A 15506-nucleotide genomic window follows, 5' to 3' on the forward strand; every position below is an offset into this window, starting at 1 on the left:
GGCTCAGCTCGGCGAGCCTGGCGCGAGGTGCCGCGACCAGGTGGACAGCTGCCCGGCCGGTTCGAAGCCCAGCGCCTGGTTGACGGCGACCATCGGCAGGTTGCCGTCGGAGTTGTACGTGCTGATCCGCTCCACCTGTGGGAAGGCCACCGCCAGCTCCCGGAGCACGGCCGTCTTCAGCAGGGCACCGAGCCGGTGGCCGCGGTGCTCCCGCAGCACCAGCGTCCCCGCCTGCTGGGCGCGCTGCGGCCGCGACAGCAGGACCTGCAGATCGGTGAAGGCCACCAGCCGGCCGTCGGCCACCGCGCCCGCCGAGAGCACCGTCCGCCCGCGCGCCACCTGCGCGGCCTCGTGCTCGCGGACCCGCTCGGCGTCCCACCGCTCCTCCCCCACCGGCAGTTCGCCGTGCGGGGCGTCGGTGCTCATCCGTTCCTCGAGCAGCGCCCGGTCCTCGACCAGGTCGTCCGGGACCCGGTCGCGCCAGGTGACGACCTCGTAGCCCCGGGCGGCCTGCCGCGCCTGTGCCTCGACGGCGGACAGCCGGGTCTCGTCCGGAGGCAGGGGCAGGTCGCGGCGGGTCTCGACCAGGTCGCACGTCCAGCCGTGCCGGAGCGCGAACCGCCGTCCGGGCGTGCCGGGGCGTGGCTCGTCGATCTCGGTGATCAGCTCGGTCCGGCCGTGTGCGGCGGCCAGCCGCAGGGCCTCGGCCAGCAGCGCGGCGCCGAAGCCCTGCCTCCGGTGTTCCGGGTGCACCGCGAGGTCCACCACGGCGACCGTGGTGTTCTCGCGGAGCGGGAAGAGCAGCCGGAGCGCCCCGACGACGTCCCCGCCGGCCACCGCGGCCCGGTGCGTGCCGTCGCGCGAGCCACCGGGGGCGACCAACTGCCGGCCGAGGGCGACGTGCTCGACCGCCGGCCGGGGCAACTCCCCGGGACGGTCGGCGCTCTCGGCGGCCGCCCAGACGGCGCACCACGCGGGAAATCGGGCGTCGTCCGGGTCCAGCTCCACCAGGTGTGCGCACGTCGAGGTCACCTGCTGGTTCTACCGGCCGCGGCAACCGCTTTCGGCCGCGGCGGCCCGGCCCGGCCGAACGGCGTCGCCGGGTGAGCCCGTCACCCGGCGACCCCGTTCACGCCACGACGAAGTTGACCAGCCGCCCGGGGACGGCGATCACCCGGCGCACCGTCTTGCCCGCCAGGTGCCCGGCGACCTTCTCGTCGTCCCGCGCGGCGGCCTCCAGCGCCGCGGCGTCGGCGTCGGCCGGCACCGTCACCTGCGCGCGCACCTTGCCGTTCACCTGGACCGCGACCTGGACGGTGTCCTCGACCAGCCAGCGCTCGTCGGCCACCGGGAACGGCGCCCACGCCAGCGACTCGTCGTGGCCCAGCCGCGACCACAGCTCCTCGGCGATGTGCGGCGCCAGCGGGGCCGCCATCAGCACGAGCGGCTCGACCACCGTGCGCGGCACCGGCGAGGAGGCGCCGTAGGCCTGCGTCAGGTGGTTGGTCAGCTCGGTGATGCGGGCGATGGCGATGTTGAACCGCAGCGTCGACATGCCGTCCCGCACGCCGGCGATCGCCCGGTGCAGCGCCCGGAGGGTCTCCTCCGTGGGCGCCAGGTCGTCGGCGGCCCGCACCGCGCCGGTCTCCTCGTCGACGACCACCCGCCAGATGCGCTGCAGCAGCCGCTGGGAGCCGACCACGGCCTTGGTCTCCCACGGCCGGGACTGCTCGAGCGGGCCGGTCGACATCTCGTAGACCCGGAAGGTGTCGGCCCCGTACTGACCGATCATCTCGTCCGGCGTGACCATGTTCTTCAGGCTCTTGCCGATCTTCCCGTACTCGCGGTTGACCGGCTTGCCCTCGAAGAGGAACTGCCCGTCCTGCTCCACCACCTCGGCGGCGGGCACGTAGAAGCCGCGCTCGTCGGTGTAGGCGTAGGCGGAGATGTAGCCCTGGTTGACCAGCCGGCGGAACGGCTCCTCGCTCGACACGTAGCCCAGGTCGAAGAGCACCTTGTGCCAGAACCGGGCGTACAGCAGGTGCAGCACCGCGTGCTCCACGCCGCCGACGTACAGGTCCACCCCGCCGACGTCCCCCGCCTGGCGCGGGCCCAGCCAGTAGCGCTCGTTCTCCGGGTCGACCATGCGCTCGTCGTCGGCCGGGTCCAGGTAGCGCAGGTAGTACCAGCACGACCCGGCCCAGTTGGGCATCGTGTTGGTCTCCCGGCGGTACTTCCGCGGCCCGTCCCCGAGGTCCAGCTCGACCGTCGTCCAGTCGGTGGCGCGCGACAGCGGTGGCTCCGGCGCGGAGTCGGCGTCGTCGTCGTCGAACGTCTTCGGCGAGTAGTCGTCGACCTCGGGCAGCAGCACCGGCAGCATCGACGTCGGGACGGCGACCGGCAGGTCGTTCTCGTCGTAGACGATCGGGAAGGGCTCACCCCAGTACCGCTGCCGGCTGAACAGCCAGTCGCGCAGCTTGTAGGTCGTCGTCGCCTCGCCGTGCCCGTGCTCGACCAGCCACCCGGTGATCCGGGCGATCGCGGTGGCCTTGTCCAGGCCGTTCAGCGAGATCTCGTCGTTGGCCGAGTTGATCATCGGGCCGGCGCCGGTGTACGCCCCGCCCTCGAAGTCCTCCGGCGGCTGCACGGTCCGCACCACCGGCAGCCCGAACACCTGCGCGAACTCGAAGTCGCGGGCGTCCTCACCGGGCACCGCCATGATCGCGCCGGTGCCGTACCCGGTCAGCACGTAGTCGGCGATGAACACCGGCAGCTCGCGGCCGTTGACCGGGTTCACCGCGGTGACACCCAGCCACACACCGGTCTTCTCCCGGGCCTCGTTCTGCCGGTCGAGCTCCGAGCGGCGGGAGGCCTGCCGCTGGTACTCCCGCACCGCCTCGCGCGGGGTCGCGCCGCCCGCGGTCCACCGCGGGTCCGTGCCGGCCGGCCACGCGGCGGCGGTCAGCGACTCGACCAGCGGGTGCTCCGGCGCCAGCACCATGTAGGTGGCGCCGAACAGGGTGTCCGGGCGGGTGGTGAAGACCTCGATGGTCTCGTCCCCGCAGCTGAAGCCGATCCGCGCGCCGGTCGAGCGGCCGATCCAGTTGCGCTGCATCTGCTTGAGCGAGTCCGACCAGTCCAGCCGGTCCAGGTCGGCCAGCAGCCGCTCTGCGTAGGCGGTGATCCGCATCATCCACTGGGTGAGCGGACGCCGGAACACCGGGAAGTTGCCCCGCTCGGACCGACCGTCGGGGGTGACCTCCTCGTTGGACAGCACCGTGCCCAGACCCGGACACCAGTTCACCGGTGCCTCGTGCAGGTACGCCAGCCGGTGGGCGTCGACGACCTTGCGCTTCTCGATCTCGTCCAGCTGGGCCCACGGGCGGCCGGAGGGGTTCGTCCCCGGGGAAGGCTCCCGCGTGCCGGCGTCCAGCTCGGCGACGAGCTCCTCGATCCGCCGCGCCTTCCCGGCCGACTCGTCGAACCAGGACCCGAAGATCTGCAGGAAGATCCACTGGGTCCACTTGTAGTAGCCCGGGTCGATCGTGGCGAAGCTGCGACGGTCGTCGTGGTCGACGCCCAGCCGGCGCAGCTGCGCCTTGATCGCGGCGATGTTGGCCTCGGTGGTGACCCGCGGGTGCTGCCCGGTCTGGACGGCGTACTGCTCGGCGGGCAGGCCGAAGGCGTCGTAGCCCATGGGGTGCAGCACGTTGTCGCCGTCCATGCGGCGGAACCGGCTGGTGACGTCGGTGCCCAGGTAGCCCAGGGGGTGGCCGACGTGCAGGCCGGCGCCCGAGGGGTACGGGAACATGTCCATCACGAAGTACTTGGGCCGGTCGGCGACCCGCTCGAAGCCCGCGGAGAGCCGGCCGGTCGGGTTCGGGGTGTGGAACGTCCCCTCGGCCTCCCAGCGGTCCTGCCAGGCGAGCTCGATCTGCTGCGCCAGCGCCGGGGTGTACCGGTGCGGCGGGACGCCCTCGCCGGCGGGGTCGGTCGCAGGCTGGCTGGCCGTCTGGCTCATCGTTCGTGCTCCTGGGGGCTCGTACCGGCGGCGGACATGAAAAAACCCCTCACACAGGAGGGGTCGCCGTGCTGACTCGAGACGGTCAGGTCAGCACGGCCGGAGAAGGAGGAGCCGGCCGGTCACGACTCCGATCCTACCGCGCGTCCGCGCAGGACCGGAGCCGTGCACGGGGCGGACGGCGGTGTGCGCCTCATCCCTTCGGACGGGGGCGGTCCGCGCCGCCTGCAGCCGACCGGACCGGCGGCCGGTGACCGGTCCGTGCTGTCCTGGTCTGGCCGACGGCCGACGTCCTCCTGGTCGCCCTGCTGGTGGCGGTCGGCTCCATCCTCGGCGTCCGCCTCGACCGGACGCTGGTCACCGTCACCGCGGCGATGGCGTGCACGTTCGCCGGGGACGTCGTCCTGCTGCACCTGAGCGCCGAGGACCGGTACGTCCCCGGCGGGCCGCTGGACCTCACCTGGCTGACCGGGGTGGCCCTCGGGGCGCGCTCGCCGCCTCCCGGGCGCGGACGCCCGCCGTGGTCGTCGCCGGCGGCGGCACCCGGGTGGGCTGGCGGGTCGTGGCCCTCCCGCTGGCCTGCAACGCGGCCGGCCTCCTGGTGCTCGCCTCCGGGTGGGGCGACCGGATGCCGCGGGTGGCGGCCAGGGCGGCGATCGGCTGCGTCGTCGCGGCCCTGACCCGGACCCTGATCACCTTCGGGGAGGTCCGCGCGTTCAACGAGGTGCGCGAGCAGGCGCGCACCGACGAGCTGACCGGCCTGCCCAGCCGCCGGGCGCGGTTCGAGGAGCTCGAGACCGTCCTCGTCCGGACGCCCGCCCGCCACCCCGTGGCGCTGCTGCTGCCCGACCTCGACGGCTTCGAGGAGGTCAACGACAGCCTCGGCCACCACGCCGGTGACCAGCTGCTCACCCTCGTGGGGCCTCGGCTGCGCGTCCCTCACCGTGGACTGCGACCGGCACCCGCGGGCGGCCGCGATCGTCCGGCACACCGTCGCGCTGGCCCACGACCTGGGCCTGCGGCTGTCGCCGGCTGAGCGGGGCCCGCCCGGTCAGGCCAGCTCGCGCTCCAGCACGTCCCGCAGCGCGGTGTTGAGCTCACCGGGCGGCCCCTCCGGGCTCAGGTGGATCCCCATCTGGCTGCCGTGGTACTCCCAGTAGGCGAAGCTCAGGTCGTTCTCCTCGAGCAGCGCCAGCATGTCGGTGACCCAGCGGTCCCCGCCCTTGCCCGGCATCTCGAAGGCCTGGCGCACCACGCCGAACTCCATCACCGACATCGGGACGCCGTTGTCGCGGCCGAACTGCAGGTGCTGCTCCATCGCGTGCTCCAGGTAGGCCCGGTCGCGGCCGAGGAACCCCCCACCGGCCGCGCCCGGCGAGGCCCCGTACACGTCCAGCCGGATGGTCGCCGTGCCGTCCCCGCCGACGCCCTCGCCGCGCATCCAGCCCTGCACGCGGTAGCTGTTTCCCGGGGTGACCGGGAACAGGTGGCCGTCGTTGCTCCAGCCCGCGACGGCGTCCTCTCCGACCGGCGGGTCGGCCACCGCGAGGCTGGCGCCGTCGTCCACCCCGGCGGGCAGCCGCTCGAAGCGGGTCTGCGCCGTCCCGTCCCCGCCGTCCGACCACGAGTACCAGTCCAGCGTGCCGTCGGGGTCGAGCGGGTCGGTCACCACCTCGCGCAGCACCGCCCCGTCCGGCCCGTGCTCGGTGACGGTGATCGCGTCGAACACCGCGGTGCCGGTGAGGCTCCCGCTGGTGAGCACCAGGGGCATCGCCGCCACGGCCGCCGGGTCGTCGATGGTCACGACGCCGCTGTCGTACACCCGCCAGTCCGTCGTGCCCGCGGCCAGCGGCGGCGTGGTCAGGCCGCTGTCGGGCAGCAGCACCCGGTCGCCGGTCGGCAGGATCGTCTCGGGCTCGGGGTAGGCGCCGCCGTCCTGGATCGGCCCCTCCACCCACGCGGCGTACTGGTGGGTGTAGTCGATGGGCTCGTAGAAGTGGAAGTCGTAGGCGACGTTGTCGTCGTCGACGAGGAAGTGCGGCTCGATCCCCTCGGTGCCGTAGCGGCCGTCGACGCCGTACAGCGAGCTGACCACGAGCAGGTGGTTGGGGTCGACCGAGCGGACGGCGCTGACCAGGTCGGCCGCGAGGTCCCGCCACTGCTGCCCGTCGGAGTCGACGGTGACCGGCTCGTTGAACAGGTCGTAGGCGGCGACGGCGGGGTCGTCGGCGTACCGCTGGGCGATGTCCCGCCACATCTCGACGTTCTGCTCGCGCAGCTCGGGGTCGGTCCAGACGTCGAAGCTCACCGCGTCGCTGGTGGGGTCGAGCCAGAACCCGCCGATGGGGGTGTGCAGGTCGAGCACCAGCCGCACGCCGTGCCCGCTCGCCCAGTCGAGGTTGCGGTCCAGCCACTGGAAGAAGACGTCGCGGTCCTGGGCGTACCAGTCGCCGTCGAAGGCGAAGCGCACGTCGGTGAAGCCCATCTCCGCCACGCGGGCGAAGTCCTCCTCCGCGTGGTGCGGGGAGTCCAGCAGGTCCCAGGCGTCGAGGTCGCGGTGGTAGTCGTTGGAGAAGTTGACCGCCTGCAGCCGCACCGGTTCGCCGTCCAGGACCAGTCCGCTGCCCTCGGCCCGCACGAACGAGCCCGGGTCCGCCTCGCGCTCCCGCTCCGCGGTGCAGGCGCCGGCGAACAGCAGCGGGACGATCACCAACCCCGCCCTGCGACGGCCGGGACGGCGTCGGGTCGTGCTCCGCACAGACGGACCTCCTCAGTTCTCGGCCGGTGCCGCGCCCGACGCTAGCCGCCGCCGGGGCCGCCCGGGAGTCCCTGAGCTGGGGGAACCCGTCACACAGAGGCTCCATCTCCACCTGAGGTCGAGCCCTGAGGCGGCTGACCTGTCAGCGCAGCTGCGGCGCCACCTCCGCGGCCACCAGGTCCAGGTGGTCGAGGTCGGCGAGGTCGAGGACCTGCAGGTAGCACCGGCTCGCGCCGGCCTCGGCGTAGCGCCCCAGGACGTCGACGACCTCCGCCGGGGTGCCGGCCGCGCCCTGCGCGCGCAGCTCCTCCACCCCGCGGCCGATGGCGGCCGCGCGGCGGGCCAGCTCGGCCTCGTCCCGGCCGACGCACAGGACCAGCGCCGAGCTGAAGACCACGGAGGCGGGGTCCCGCCCGCTCTCCTCGCAGGCCTCGCGGACCCCGGCGAACAGCTGGGCGTTCTCCTCCACCGACGAGAAGGGCACGTTGAACTCCGCGGCGTACCGGGCCGCCAGCCGCGGCGTGCGCCGCCTGCCCCGCCCGCCGACCAGGATCGGGACGCCGCCGTCCTGCACGGGCTTGGGCAGCGCCGGCGAGTCGCTGACCTGGTAGTGCTGCCCGGCGAAGTCGAAGGTCTGCCCCACCGGCGTCCCCCACAGCCCGGTGATGACGGCGAGCTGCTCCTCGTACCGGTCGAACCGCTCCCCCAGCTCCGGGAACGGGATGCCGTAGGCGCGGTGCTCGGCCTCGTACCACCCGGCGCCGATGCCCAGCTCCACCCGGCCGCCGCTCATCTGGTCGACCTGGGCCACGGCGATGGCCAGGGGCCCGGGGAGGCGGAAGGTCGCCGCCGACATCAGCGTGCCCAGCCGGATGCGGCTGGTCTCGCGGGCGAGCCCGGCCAGGGTCACCCAGGCGTCGGTGGGGCCGGGCAGGCCGTCCCCGCCCATCGTCAGGTAGTGGTCGGAGCGGAAGAAGGCGTCGAAGCCGGTCTCCTCGGTCCGCCGGGTGACGGCCAGCAGGTCGTCGTAGGTGGCTCCCTGCTGGGGCTCGGTGAAGATGCGCAACTGCACCCGGCGACGCTATCGGCGCCACTCCCGGGGCGCCGCCCGGAGGTCGCTCCGGGGTGTGCCCGGAGCGGTGAGCGGGCAGGATGGCCGCCGAGACGATCAACCCGGAGGTGCATCTCGTGTTCCGCAAGAAGACGCACGGCCAGATCATCGGCGAGGAGCTCCAGGAGGGCTTCAGCCACATCGGGACGGCGGTGGCGGAGGCGGGCCGGGCGGCGGCGGAGCAGCTCGCACCGCGCGTCGAGGCCGCCCGGGAGGCGACCGGTCCGGCCCTGGACGCCGCGAAGCTCGCCGTCGCACCCAAGGTGGCCGCCGCCGTGGCCGCCGCCGCACCGGCCGTGCTCAACGCCCGCGAGGCCATCGCGCCCCGCGTCGAGGCCGCGCGCGACGCCCTCGCGCCGCGCTACGAGGCCGCCGTCCCCCACGTCGCCTCGGCGGTGGCTGCCGCGCAGGCGGCCGCGACCAAGGCCGCGGCGGACCTCGGCCCGCGGGTGGAGGCGGCCCGCGAGGCCGCGCAGAAGACGCTCGAGAAGGACGTCGTCACGCGGCTGACCGCCGCCCAGGCGGCCGCGCTGGCCTACGCCGCCCCGAAGGTGCTGGCCGCCCGCGAGTCGGTCACCCCGGCGCTGGAGCACACCCGTGAGTCCATCGCCGCCGGCCTGCACAACGCCCTCGAGCAGCTCGACGCCCGGCGGGAGGAGCTCACCGCCAGCACGGCGAAGGCGAAGAAGCAGGCGGCCAAGAGGCGGCGCGCCCTGGAGAAGAAGGCGGCCAGGTCGATGACGAAGGCCAAGCGGACGGTCGGCCTGGAGCCCGCGCCGCGCCGCTGGCCGTGGCTGCTCGCCGTGCTCGCGATCGGCGGGGTGGCCTTCGCCGTCCTGCGGCGCCAGAAGAACGACGACCTGTGGACCCCTGCGCCGACCGGCGACGGTCCGGTGCCCAGCTACCGAGAGGACCCCGTGCCCAGTTCACCGAGCAACTCCGGCAAGACCGTGTCCGACGCCCAGGGCGCGCCGGGCGACGCCTCCCCCGAGGAGTCCGACCTGGGCATGCGCGACGCCCAGCTCGTCAAGGGCGACGGCCCGGACCTGCCGACCCCGCCCGAGGAGACCACGCCGGAGCCCTACACCTCCGGCGGCGGCGCCCAGGGCCAGGGCCCGACCGCGGGCCCGCGCGACCAGCAGCCCTGACCCCCGTCACCGATCGCACCGCCCCCGTCGCTCCGGCGACGGGGGCGGTGCGCGTCCGGAGTACCGTGGCCGATCATGAGTGAGACGGTGGCCCCGACCCCCTCCTCGGACTCCCCGATCGCCCCCTCCGGCCGCAAGCTGCTGCGACTGGAGGTCCGCAACAGCCAGGTGCCGATCGAGCGCAAGCCCGAGTGGATCAAGACCCGGCTGAAGACCGGCCCCGAGTACACCGAGCTGAAGTCGCTGGTCCGCCGCGAGGGCCTGCACACCGTCTGCGAAGAGGCCGGCTGCCCCAACATCTACGAGTGCTGGGAGGACCGCGAGGCCACCTTCCTCATCGGCGGGGACCAGTGCACCCGGCGGTGCGACTTCTGCCAGATCGACACCGGCAAGCCGGCCGAGTTCGACGCCGACGAGCCGCGCCGGGTGGCCGAGAGCGTCGCCACCATGCAGCTGAAGTACGCGACGGTGACCGGCGTCGCCCGCGACGACCTGCCCGACGGCGGCGCCTGGCTCTACGCCGAGACCGTGCGGCAGATCCACGCCGCCGTCCCCGGGTGCGGTGTCGAGCTGCTCATCCCCGACTTCAACGCCGACCCCGGCCAGCTGGCCGAGGTGTTCTCCGCCCGCCCCGAGGTGCTCGCGCACAACGTCGAGACCGTGCCGCGCATCTTCAAGCGGATCCGGCCCGGCTTCCGCTTCGAGCGCTCGCTGTCGGTCATCACCGCCGCCCGCGAGGCCGGGCTGGTCACCAAGTCCAACCTGATCCTGGGCATGGGCGAGGAGCCGCACGAGGTCGTCGAGACGATGCACGCCCTGCACGAGGCCGGCTGCGACCTGCTGACCATCACGCAGTACCTGCGCCCCTCGCCCCGGCACCACCCGGTCATCCGCTGGGTCAAGCCCGACGAGTTCGTCGAGTTCCAGAAGACCGCCGAGGAGATCGGCTTCCCGGGGGTGCTCGCCGGTCCGCTGGTCCGCAGCTCCTACCGGGCCGGCCGGCTCTACCAGCAGGCCGTCGAGGCGCGCGGTCTCACCCGCACCGTCTGAGGGAGTCGCCCGGGCCGGTCCACCGGGACCGGCCCGGCACGCCCCTATCCTCTAGGGCATGGCGCGCAGCAGGTCCACCGACTCCCCCGCACCCACCGGCAAGGCCGGGCGGGGTCCCTCCGGACGCGACCGGGGGGCGAGCGCCTCCGGTGCGTCGGCGTCGGGCGGGAAGGCCCCGAAGCTCGGCAAGGACGGGCAGCCGAAGGTCGGCCGGCTCAAGAAGGTCGGCAACCAGGCCCGCATGATCAAGCAGGCCTACTCGCTGACCCGCAAGAACGACCCCAAGCTGCCCTGGGTGATGCTGATCGCCTTCGTGGCGGTCGCCGCGGTGGTCGAGCTGATCGGCATCCTGTTCGGCTCCCCGTTCCTCTTCATCCCGCTGGCGCTCATCCTCGGCGCGCTGACCGCGCTGATCGTCTTCGGCCGGCGCGCCCAGGGCTCGGCCTACCGGCAGGTGGAGGGCCAGCCCGGTGCGGCGGCCTGGGTGCTGGAGGGCATGCGCGGCGACTGGCAGGTCAGCGCGGGCGTCGCCGGCACCACCCAGCTCGACGCCGTCCACCGGGTGCTCGGCCGCCCCGGCGTGATCCTGGTCGGCGAGGGCGCTGCCTCCCGCGTGCGCCCGCTGCTGGCGCAGGAGAAGAAGAAGATCGCGCGGGTCGCGGGCGACGCCCCCATCTACGACGTCCTCGTGGGCGACGAGGAGGGGCAGGTCCCCCTGCGCAAGCTCAGCGCGCACGTCATGAAGCTGCCCCGCAACCTCGACGGCGGCCAGCTCAACGCACTCCGCAAGCGGCTGGCGGCCCTCGGCGGTGGGCGCATGCCGGTCCCCGGCGGCCCGCTGCCCGGTGGCCGGCAGATGTCGGTGAGCCAGCGGCAGGTCCGCCGGAGGTAGCCCGGAGACGCAGCGAGCCCCCCCGCCCCTCCGGCCCGGGGGTCGCGGGGGTGCGGGCCCCGCAGGTGGGGCCCACGGCGGTGTCGGTGAGCCGGTCGTGCAGGCCGCGGCCGTCGGCGTCGACCACCAGGGCGGGCAGCAGCAGCACGAGCAGCGCCGTCCGGACGACGGCCCGCCACAGCGCGAGCCTCGCTCCGGGGCGCGGGTGGGCCAGCCGGAGCCCGAGCAGCCGCATCCCCGGCGTCTGCCCGAACAGCACCAGGGTGATCACCGTGACCAGGCCGAAGGACAGCAGGCTCCAGTTGCCGGGCAGGTCCGGCGCGGTGAACAGCCCGGCGACCAGGGCGGCGGCGATCGCGTCGACGACGAACGCGCCGGCCCGGCTGGTGAAGGTCGCCAGCGAACCGGGGCCCTCGGCGGGCAGCCCCAGCGCGGCGCCCCGGGGACGCTCCTGAGAGGGTTGTCGTGCGTCCCTGACCATGACCGCCAGCGTAGGACCCGCCCGCCGCACCCCTCTCCGACACCGGTCAGGCGCTCCCGCGACACGCCCAGGGGCGTTGTTACCGGTCTGAAACACCGGAGACACTGCCGGGCAACTCCCGGCTCGTAGCTTGCGGTTCAGCAATCCGCCCAATCCCGGAGGATCGATGTTCACCAGTCCCGACGAGGTCGCCGCCTACATCCGCGACAACGACGTCGAGTTCGTCGACGTCCGTTTCTGCGACCTGCCCGGCGTCATGCAGCACTTCACCATCCCGGCGTCGACCTTCGGCGAGGACACCTTTTCCGAGGGGCTCGGCTTCGACGGTTCCTCGATCCGCGGCTTCCAGGCCATCAACGAGTCGGACATGCTGCTGCTGCCCGACGCCAACAGCGCCTTCGTGGACCCGTTCCGCAAGCACAAGACGCTCAACGTCAACTTCTTCATCCACGACCCGATCACGCGGGAGGCCTACAGCCGCGACCCGCGCAACGTGGCGAAGAAGGCCGAGGCGTACCTGGCCAGCAGCGGCATCGCCGACACCGCGTACTTCGGCCCCGAGGCGGAGTTCTACATCTTCGACTCGATCCGGCACTCCACCGGCATCAACGAGGGCTACTACCACATCGACTCGGTCGAGGGGTCCTGGAACTCCGGCGCGCTGACCGGCGAGAACGGCGGCCCCAACCTGGGCTACAAGACCCGCGCCAAGGGCGGCTACTTCCCGGTGGAGCCCTACGACCACTACAGCGACCTGCGCGCCGAGATGATGCTCAACCTGACCCAGGCGGGCCTCGAGCTCGAGCGGGGCCACCACGAGGTGGGCACCGGCGGCCAGGCCGAGATCAACTACAAGTTCGACACGCTGCTGCGCGCGGCCGACAGCCTGATGTTGTTCAAGTACATCATCAAGAACACCGCCTGGCAGGCCGGCAAGACCGCGACCTTCATGCCCAAGCCGCTGTTCGGCGACAACGGCTCGGGCATGCACTGCCACCAGAGCCTCTGGAAGGACGGCGAGCCGCTCTTCCACGCCGAGACCGGTTACGCGGGGCTGTCCGACACCGCCCGCCACTACATCGGCGGCCTGCTGGCCCACGCCCCGTCGCTGCTGGCCTTCACCAACCCGACGGTCAACAGCTACCACCGCCTGGTGCCCGGCTACGAGGCCCCGATCAACCTCGTCTACTCGGCGCGCAACCGTTCGGCCTGCTGCCGCATCCCGATCTCCGGTGACAGCCCGAAGGCCAAGCGCATCGAGTTCCGCGTGCCCGACCCGTCGGCCAACCCCTACCTCGCCTTCTCGGCGATGCTCATGGCCGGCCTCGACGGCATCAAGAACAAGATCGAGCCGCCGGCGCCGGTCGACAAGGACCTCTACGAGCTGCCGCCCGAGGAGGCCCTGGGCATCGAGAAGGTCCCGGCCTCGCTGGACGCCGTCCTCGACAGCCTCGAGTCCGACCACGAGTACCTGATCGACGGCGGGGTGTTCACCCCCGACCTGATCGAGACGTGGGTCGAGTACAAGCGGGAGCACGAGATCGACCCGATCCGCCTGCGCCCGCACCCGCACGAGTTCGCGATGTACTACGACATCTGATCCACCCCGCGAGACCTGCGGCCCCCGACCTCAGCCGAGGTCGGGGGCCGCGGTGCACCCGGGGTCGCCCGCGTCGGGCGTGCGGCTCAGCGGCGGGCGCCCGGTTGCGGGAGCTCAGCCGAGCAACGGGCCCAGCCGGTCGGCGTACGGGACGGCGAGCGCGGCGCGGCCGGCGGCCACCGCCTCGTCCTCACCGGCGCCGGTCACCGCGATAGCCCCCACGAGCACACCGGACGGGGCCCGCACCGGTACCGCCGCGCAGGAGACGCCCTCGTGCAACTGGCCGGCCTGCGCCGCCGTCCCCCGCTCGGCGATCCCGCGCAGCTCGGCCTCCAGCTCGGCCTGTCGGGTGACGGTGCGCGGGGTGAGCGCCAGCAGCCGCCGGGGGTGGACGACGTCGCGCCAGTCGGGCTGCTCGGCGAGCAGCAGCTTGCCGACGGCGGTGGCGTGCAGGTGCCGCTCCACCTCCTCGGTGGAGCGCAGCGGGTGGTCGGGGTCGACGTCCGCGCAGCGCAGCACCGGCCCGACGTAGAGGACCAGGTGCACGCCGAAGCGCACCTGCCGGCGCAGCTCGCCGACGACGTCCCGCGCGGCCGTGGGCAGCTGTGGCGGGGTGGCGCCGCCGGCCAGACCCGCGACCTTGCGGCCCAGCGCGAACCCGTGCAGGTCGGGCAGCCGGACCAGGTACTCCTCCCCCACCAGCAGGTTGAGCAGCCGGTAGGCGGTGGCCGGCGGGAGGCCGACGTCCTCGGCCACCTCCTTGGCGGTGACCCCGGCGCCCGCCCGCGCCACCGCCTCGAGGATGGCCAGCGCGCTCTGCACGGCCTTGGGCTGGCGGCCGGTGAGCCCGCGGTCGACGGCGGGGGTCATCGGGCCGACCCGACGCTGCCCGGCAGCACGCTGCTCGCGGTGGCCTGGTCGTAGACCCCGACGGCCGTCAACCGCTCCGGGTGCCGCCCGCGCAGCCACGCCGCCCAGGCCAGGCCCGGGAGCATGGCCGCCAGGAAGACGACGACCACGGTCCGGCCGCCCGACGAGAAGGCGCCCGCCATCGCGGCCAGCAGCGCGACCAGGCCGACTCCCCCGGCGCACAGCCCGCCCACCGCGGCGGCCGGCGTCAGCTCGCCGATCCGGCGGAGGAAGGCCGGCACGGCAAGGCAGGCGAGCACGTAGGCGACGACGTACCCGAACGCGGACACGGTCAGCGAGGCGGCGAGGACCGCCCGCGGCCCGCCCCCGACGGCCAGCGCGACCACGGGCACGCCGACCACCGCCGGCAGGACGACGGCCAGCGCCACGTGCGGGGTCTCGTGGCGGGGGTGGGTGCGGCCCAGCGCCCGCGGCAGCACGCCCTCCCGGCCCATCGAGAACAGCACCCGGCCCAGGGCGTTGGTCGACCCGGTGACGCAGGCGAAGAAGGACGCGGCGATGCCCAGGTCCAGCACCCGCCGCAGCAGGCCCAGGCCCTGCCCCTCGGCGAGCTCGGCCACCGGCACGGGGCTGGTGAGCACCTCGAGCGGCGCGGCCCGCAGGAGCACGACCTGCGCGGCGGCCGCGACGACGAACAGCACGCCGGCGACCGCGGGGGTCCACAGCACCGCCCGGGGGACGGCGACCAGCGGACGGCGGGCCTCCACGCCGAGGGTGGCCGCGCTCTCGAACCCCATGAACGCGGTCACGCCCAGGACGACGCCCACCGCGACGCCGTCCCACTGCACCGGCGCGTCCACGACCGCGGCCGCGCTGCCCGGGTCGCCGCGGTCCGCGACCAGGAGCACGGCGAGCACGGCGAGCACCACCCCGATGGAGAGCACCTCGAGGGCCAGCGCGACCCGGGCCGACAGCTGGACGCCACGGACGGTGAACAGCGTGGCCAGGGCCCCGACGCCCGCGCCGAGGCCGGCCACCACCAGGGGCGTGGGCCGCAGCCCCACGACGCCGGCGAGGTAGATCGCCGCCCCCACCAGCGCCGACATCGCGACGGCGGCGTAGGCGACCAGGGAGGCCCAGCCCCCGGCCAGCGCGCCGACCGGCCCGAGACCCTTGGCCGTGTAGCTGTACGTCCCGCCCACGGCGGCCATCCGCCGGCCGAACTGGCCCAGGCACCAGCCGACCAGCAGGACCAGGGCGGTCGCGGCGACGAAGGCCGGCAGCGTCGCGGCCCCCGACTCGACCAGCACGATCGAGGGGACCACGACCATGGCCGCCGACGGCGCGAGCGCGGAGACCGACTGGGCCAGGACCTCGAGGAAGCTCAACCGCCGACGCCGCAACCCGGCGACCGGCGAGGCGAGGGGCAACCGGGCGGCCGCACCCCGCCGCGCCCCGGTGCGCTCCGCCATGGCCCTCCGTCCGGCTCCCGCACCGGGGTGGGGGGGGGGGGGGGGGGGGGGCGGGGGGCCCCGCCCGCCCCCGCGGGGCGCGCGTCCGACCCGCCGCGCGGCC

At 74.1% G+C, this 15506-nt stretch carries 12 protein-coding genes; 5 read left to right on the forward strand and 7 right to left on the reverse strand.

Annotated elements, in window-relative coordinates:
- Positions 1-3: 3 nt before the first annotated feature.
- Together ACI79D_RS20715 and leuS are read right to left on the reverse strand one after the other, a co-directional pair.
- Positions 4-1032 (reverse strand): GNAT family N-acetyltransferase, encoded by a 1029-nt coding sequence (locus ACI79D_RS20715; protein ID WP_456920376.1) that lies wholly within the window; start codon positions 1030-1032, stop codon positions 4-6.
- A 97-nt stretch (positions 1033-1129) separates the two neighbouring features.
- Complete coding sequence (gene leuS / locus ACI79D_RS20720) at positions 1130-4021, reverse strand: leucine--tRNA ligase (protein WP_456920377.1); 2892 nt, start codon at positions 4019-4021, stop codon at positions 1130-1132.
- 520 nt (positions 4022-4541) lie between these two features.
- Between leuS and ACI79D_RS20725 the strand changes: the two genes are divergently transcribed.
- Entirely contained in the window at positions 4542-5057 is a 516-nt protein-coding gene (locus ACI79D_RS20725) for a diguanylate cyclase domain-containing protein (RefSeq protein ID WP_456920378.1), read from the forward strand.
- 15 nt (positions 5058-5072) lie between these two features.
- Here the strand turns inward: ACI79D_RS20725 and ACI79D_RS20730 are convergent, their stop codons facing one another.
- Both ACI79D_RS20730 and ACI79D_RS20735 read right to left on the reverse strand, forming a co-directional pair.
- The gene (locus ACI79D_RS20730) at positions 5073-6731 is read right to left on the reverse strand and encodes a glycoside hydrolase family 5 protein (RefSeq protein WP_456920379.1); all 1659 of its coding nucleotides are present in this window, start codon (positions 6729-6731) and stop codon (positions 5073-5075) included.
- A 190-nt stretch (positions 6732-6921) separates the two neighbouring features.
- Positions 6922-7851, reverse strand: coding sequence for an LLM class F420-dependent oxidoreductase (locus ACI79D_RS20735; RefSeq protein WP_456920380.1), 930 nt, complete (start codon positions 7849-7851; stop codon positions 6922-6924).
- A gap of 80 nt (positions 7852-7931) precedes the next feature.
- Here ACI79D_RS20735 and ACI79D_RS20740 point away from each other — a divergent pair, with 80 nt between their 5' ends.
- The 3 genes from ACI79D_RS20740 to ACI79D_RS20750 all read left to right on the forward strand — a co-directional run bounded on the left by ACI79D_RS20740 (position 7932) and on the right by ACI79D_RS20750 (position 10980).
- On the forward strand, positions 7932-9038 hold the full coding sequence (locus ACI79D_RS20740) for a hypothetical protein (protein WP_456920381.1): 1107 nt from the start codon (positions 7932-7934) through the stop codon (positions 9036-9038).
- A 75-nt stretch (positions 9039-9113) separates the two neighbouring features.
- Complete coding sequence (gene lipA / locus ACI79D_RS20745; RefSeq protein ID WP_456920382.1) at positions 9114-10088, forward strand: lipoyl synthase; 975 nt, start codon at positions 9114-9116, stop codon at positions 10086-10088.
- Between the two features lie 58 nt (positions 10089-10146).
- Complete coding sequence (locus tag ACI79D_RS20750) at positions 10147-10980, forward strand: DUF4191 domain-containing protein (RefSeq protein ID WP_456920383.1); 834 nt, start codon at positions 10147-10149, stop codon at positions 10978-10980.
- On the opposite strand, the gene ACI79D_RS20755 is transcribed toward ACI79D_RS20750, so the two are convergent.
- Positions 10862-11461: an RDD family protein gene (locus tag ACI79D_RS20755; protein ID WP_456920384.1), complete on the reverse strand. Its 600-nt coding sequence runs from the start codon at positions 11459-11461 to the stop codon at positions 10862-10864. The genes ACI79D_RS20750 and ACI79D_RS20755 overlap by 119 nt on opposite strands.
- 166 nt (positions 11462-11627) lie before the next feature.
- Here ACI79D_RS20755 and glnA point away from each other — a divergent pair, with 166 nt between their 5' ends.
- Positions 11628-13061, forward strand: a complete 1434-nt coding sequence (glnA, locus tag ACI79D_RS20760) for a type I glutamate--ammonia ligase (RefSeq protein ID WP_456920385.1) — start codon at positions 11628-11630, stop codon at positions 13059-13061.
- Between the two features lie 114 nt (positions 13062-13175).
- Here the strand turns inward: glnA and ACI79D_RS20765 are convergent, their stop codons facing one another.
- A complete protein-coding gene (locus ACI79D_RS20765; protein ID WP_456920386.1) occupies positions 13176-13931 on the reverse strand; it encodes an IclR family transcriptional regulator in 756 nt (251 codons plus the stop codon).
- Positions 13928-15403, reverse strand: a complete 1476-nt coding sequence (locus ACI79D_RS20770; protein WP_456920387.1) for an APC family permease — start codon at positions 15401-15403, stop codon at positions 13928-13930. The genes ACI79D_RS20765 and ACI79D_RS20770 overlap by 4 nt, the downstream gene beginning before the upstream one ends.
- Positions 15404-15506: the final 103 nt, after the last annotated feature.

The organism is Geodermatophilus sp. SYSU D00708, assembly GCF_054050115.1.

Coding starts and splice junctions, on each gene's coding strand:
- leuS (WP_456920377.1), bottom strand. CDS start 4,021: ATGAGCCAGACGGCCAGCCAGCCTGCGACCGACCCCGCCGGCGAGGGC.
- ACI79D_RS20740 (WP_456920381.1), top strand. CDS start 7,932: ATGGCCGCCGAGACGATCAACCCGGAGGTGCATCTCGTGTTCCGCAAG.
- lipA (WP_456920382.1), top strand. CDS start 9,114: ATGAGTGAGACGGTGGCCCCGACCCCCTCCTCGGACTCCCCGATCGCC.
- ACI79D_RS20750 (WP_456920383.1), top strand. CDS start 10,147: ATGGCGCGCAGCAGGTCCACCGACTCCCCCGCACCCACCGGCAAGGCC.
- ACI79D_RS20755 (WP_456920384.1), bottom strand. CDS start 11,461: ATGGTCAGGGACGCACGACAACCCTCTCAGGAGCGTCCCCGGGGCGCC.
- glnA (WP_456920385.1), top strand. CDS start 11,628: ATGTTCACCAGTCCCGACGAGGTCGCCGCCTACATCCGCGACAACGAC.
- ACI79D_RS20765 (WP_456920386.1), bottom strand. CDS start 13,931: ATGACCCCCGCCGTCGACCGCGGGCTCACCGGCCGCCAGCCCAAGGCC.
- ACI79D_RS20770 (WP_456920387.1), bottom strand. CDS start 15,403: ATGGCGGAGCGCACCGGGGCGCGGCGGGGTGCGGCCGCCCGGTTGCCC.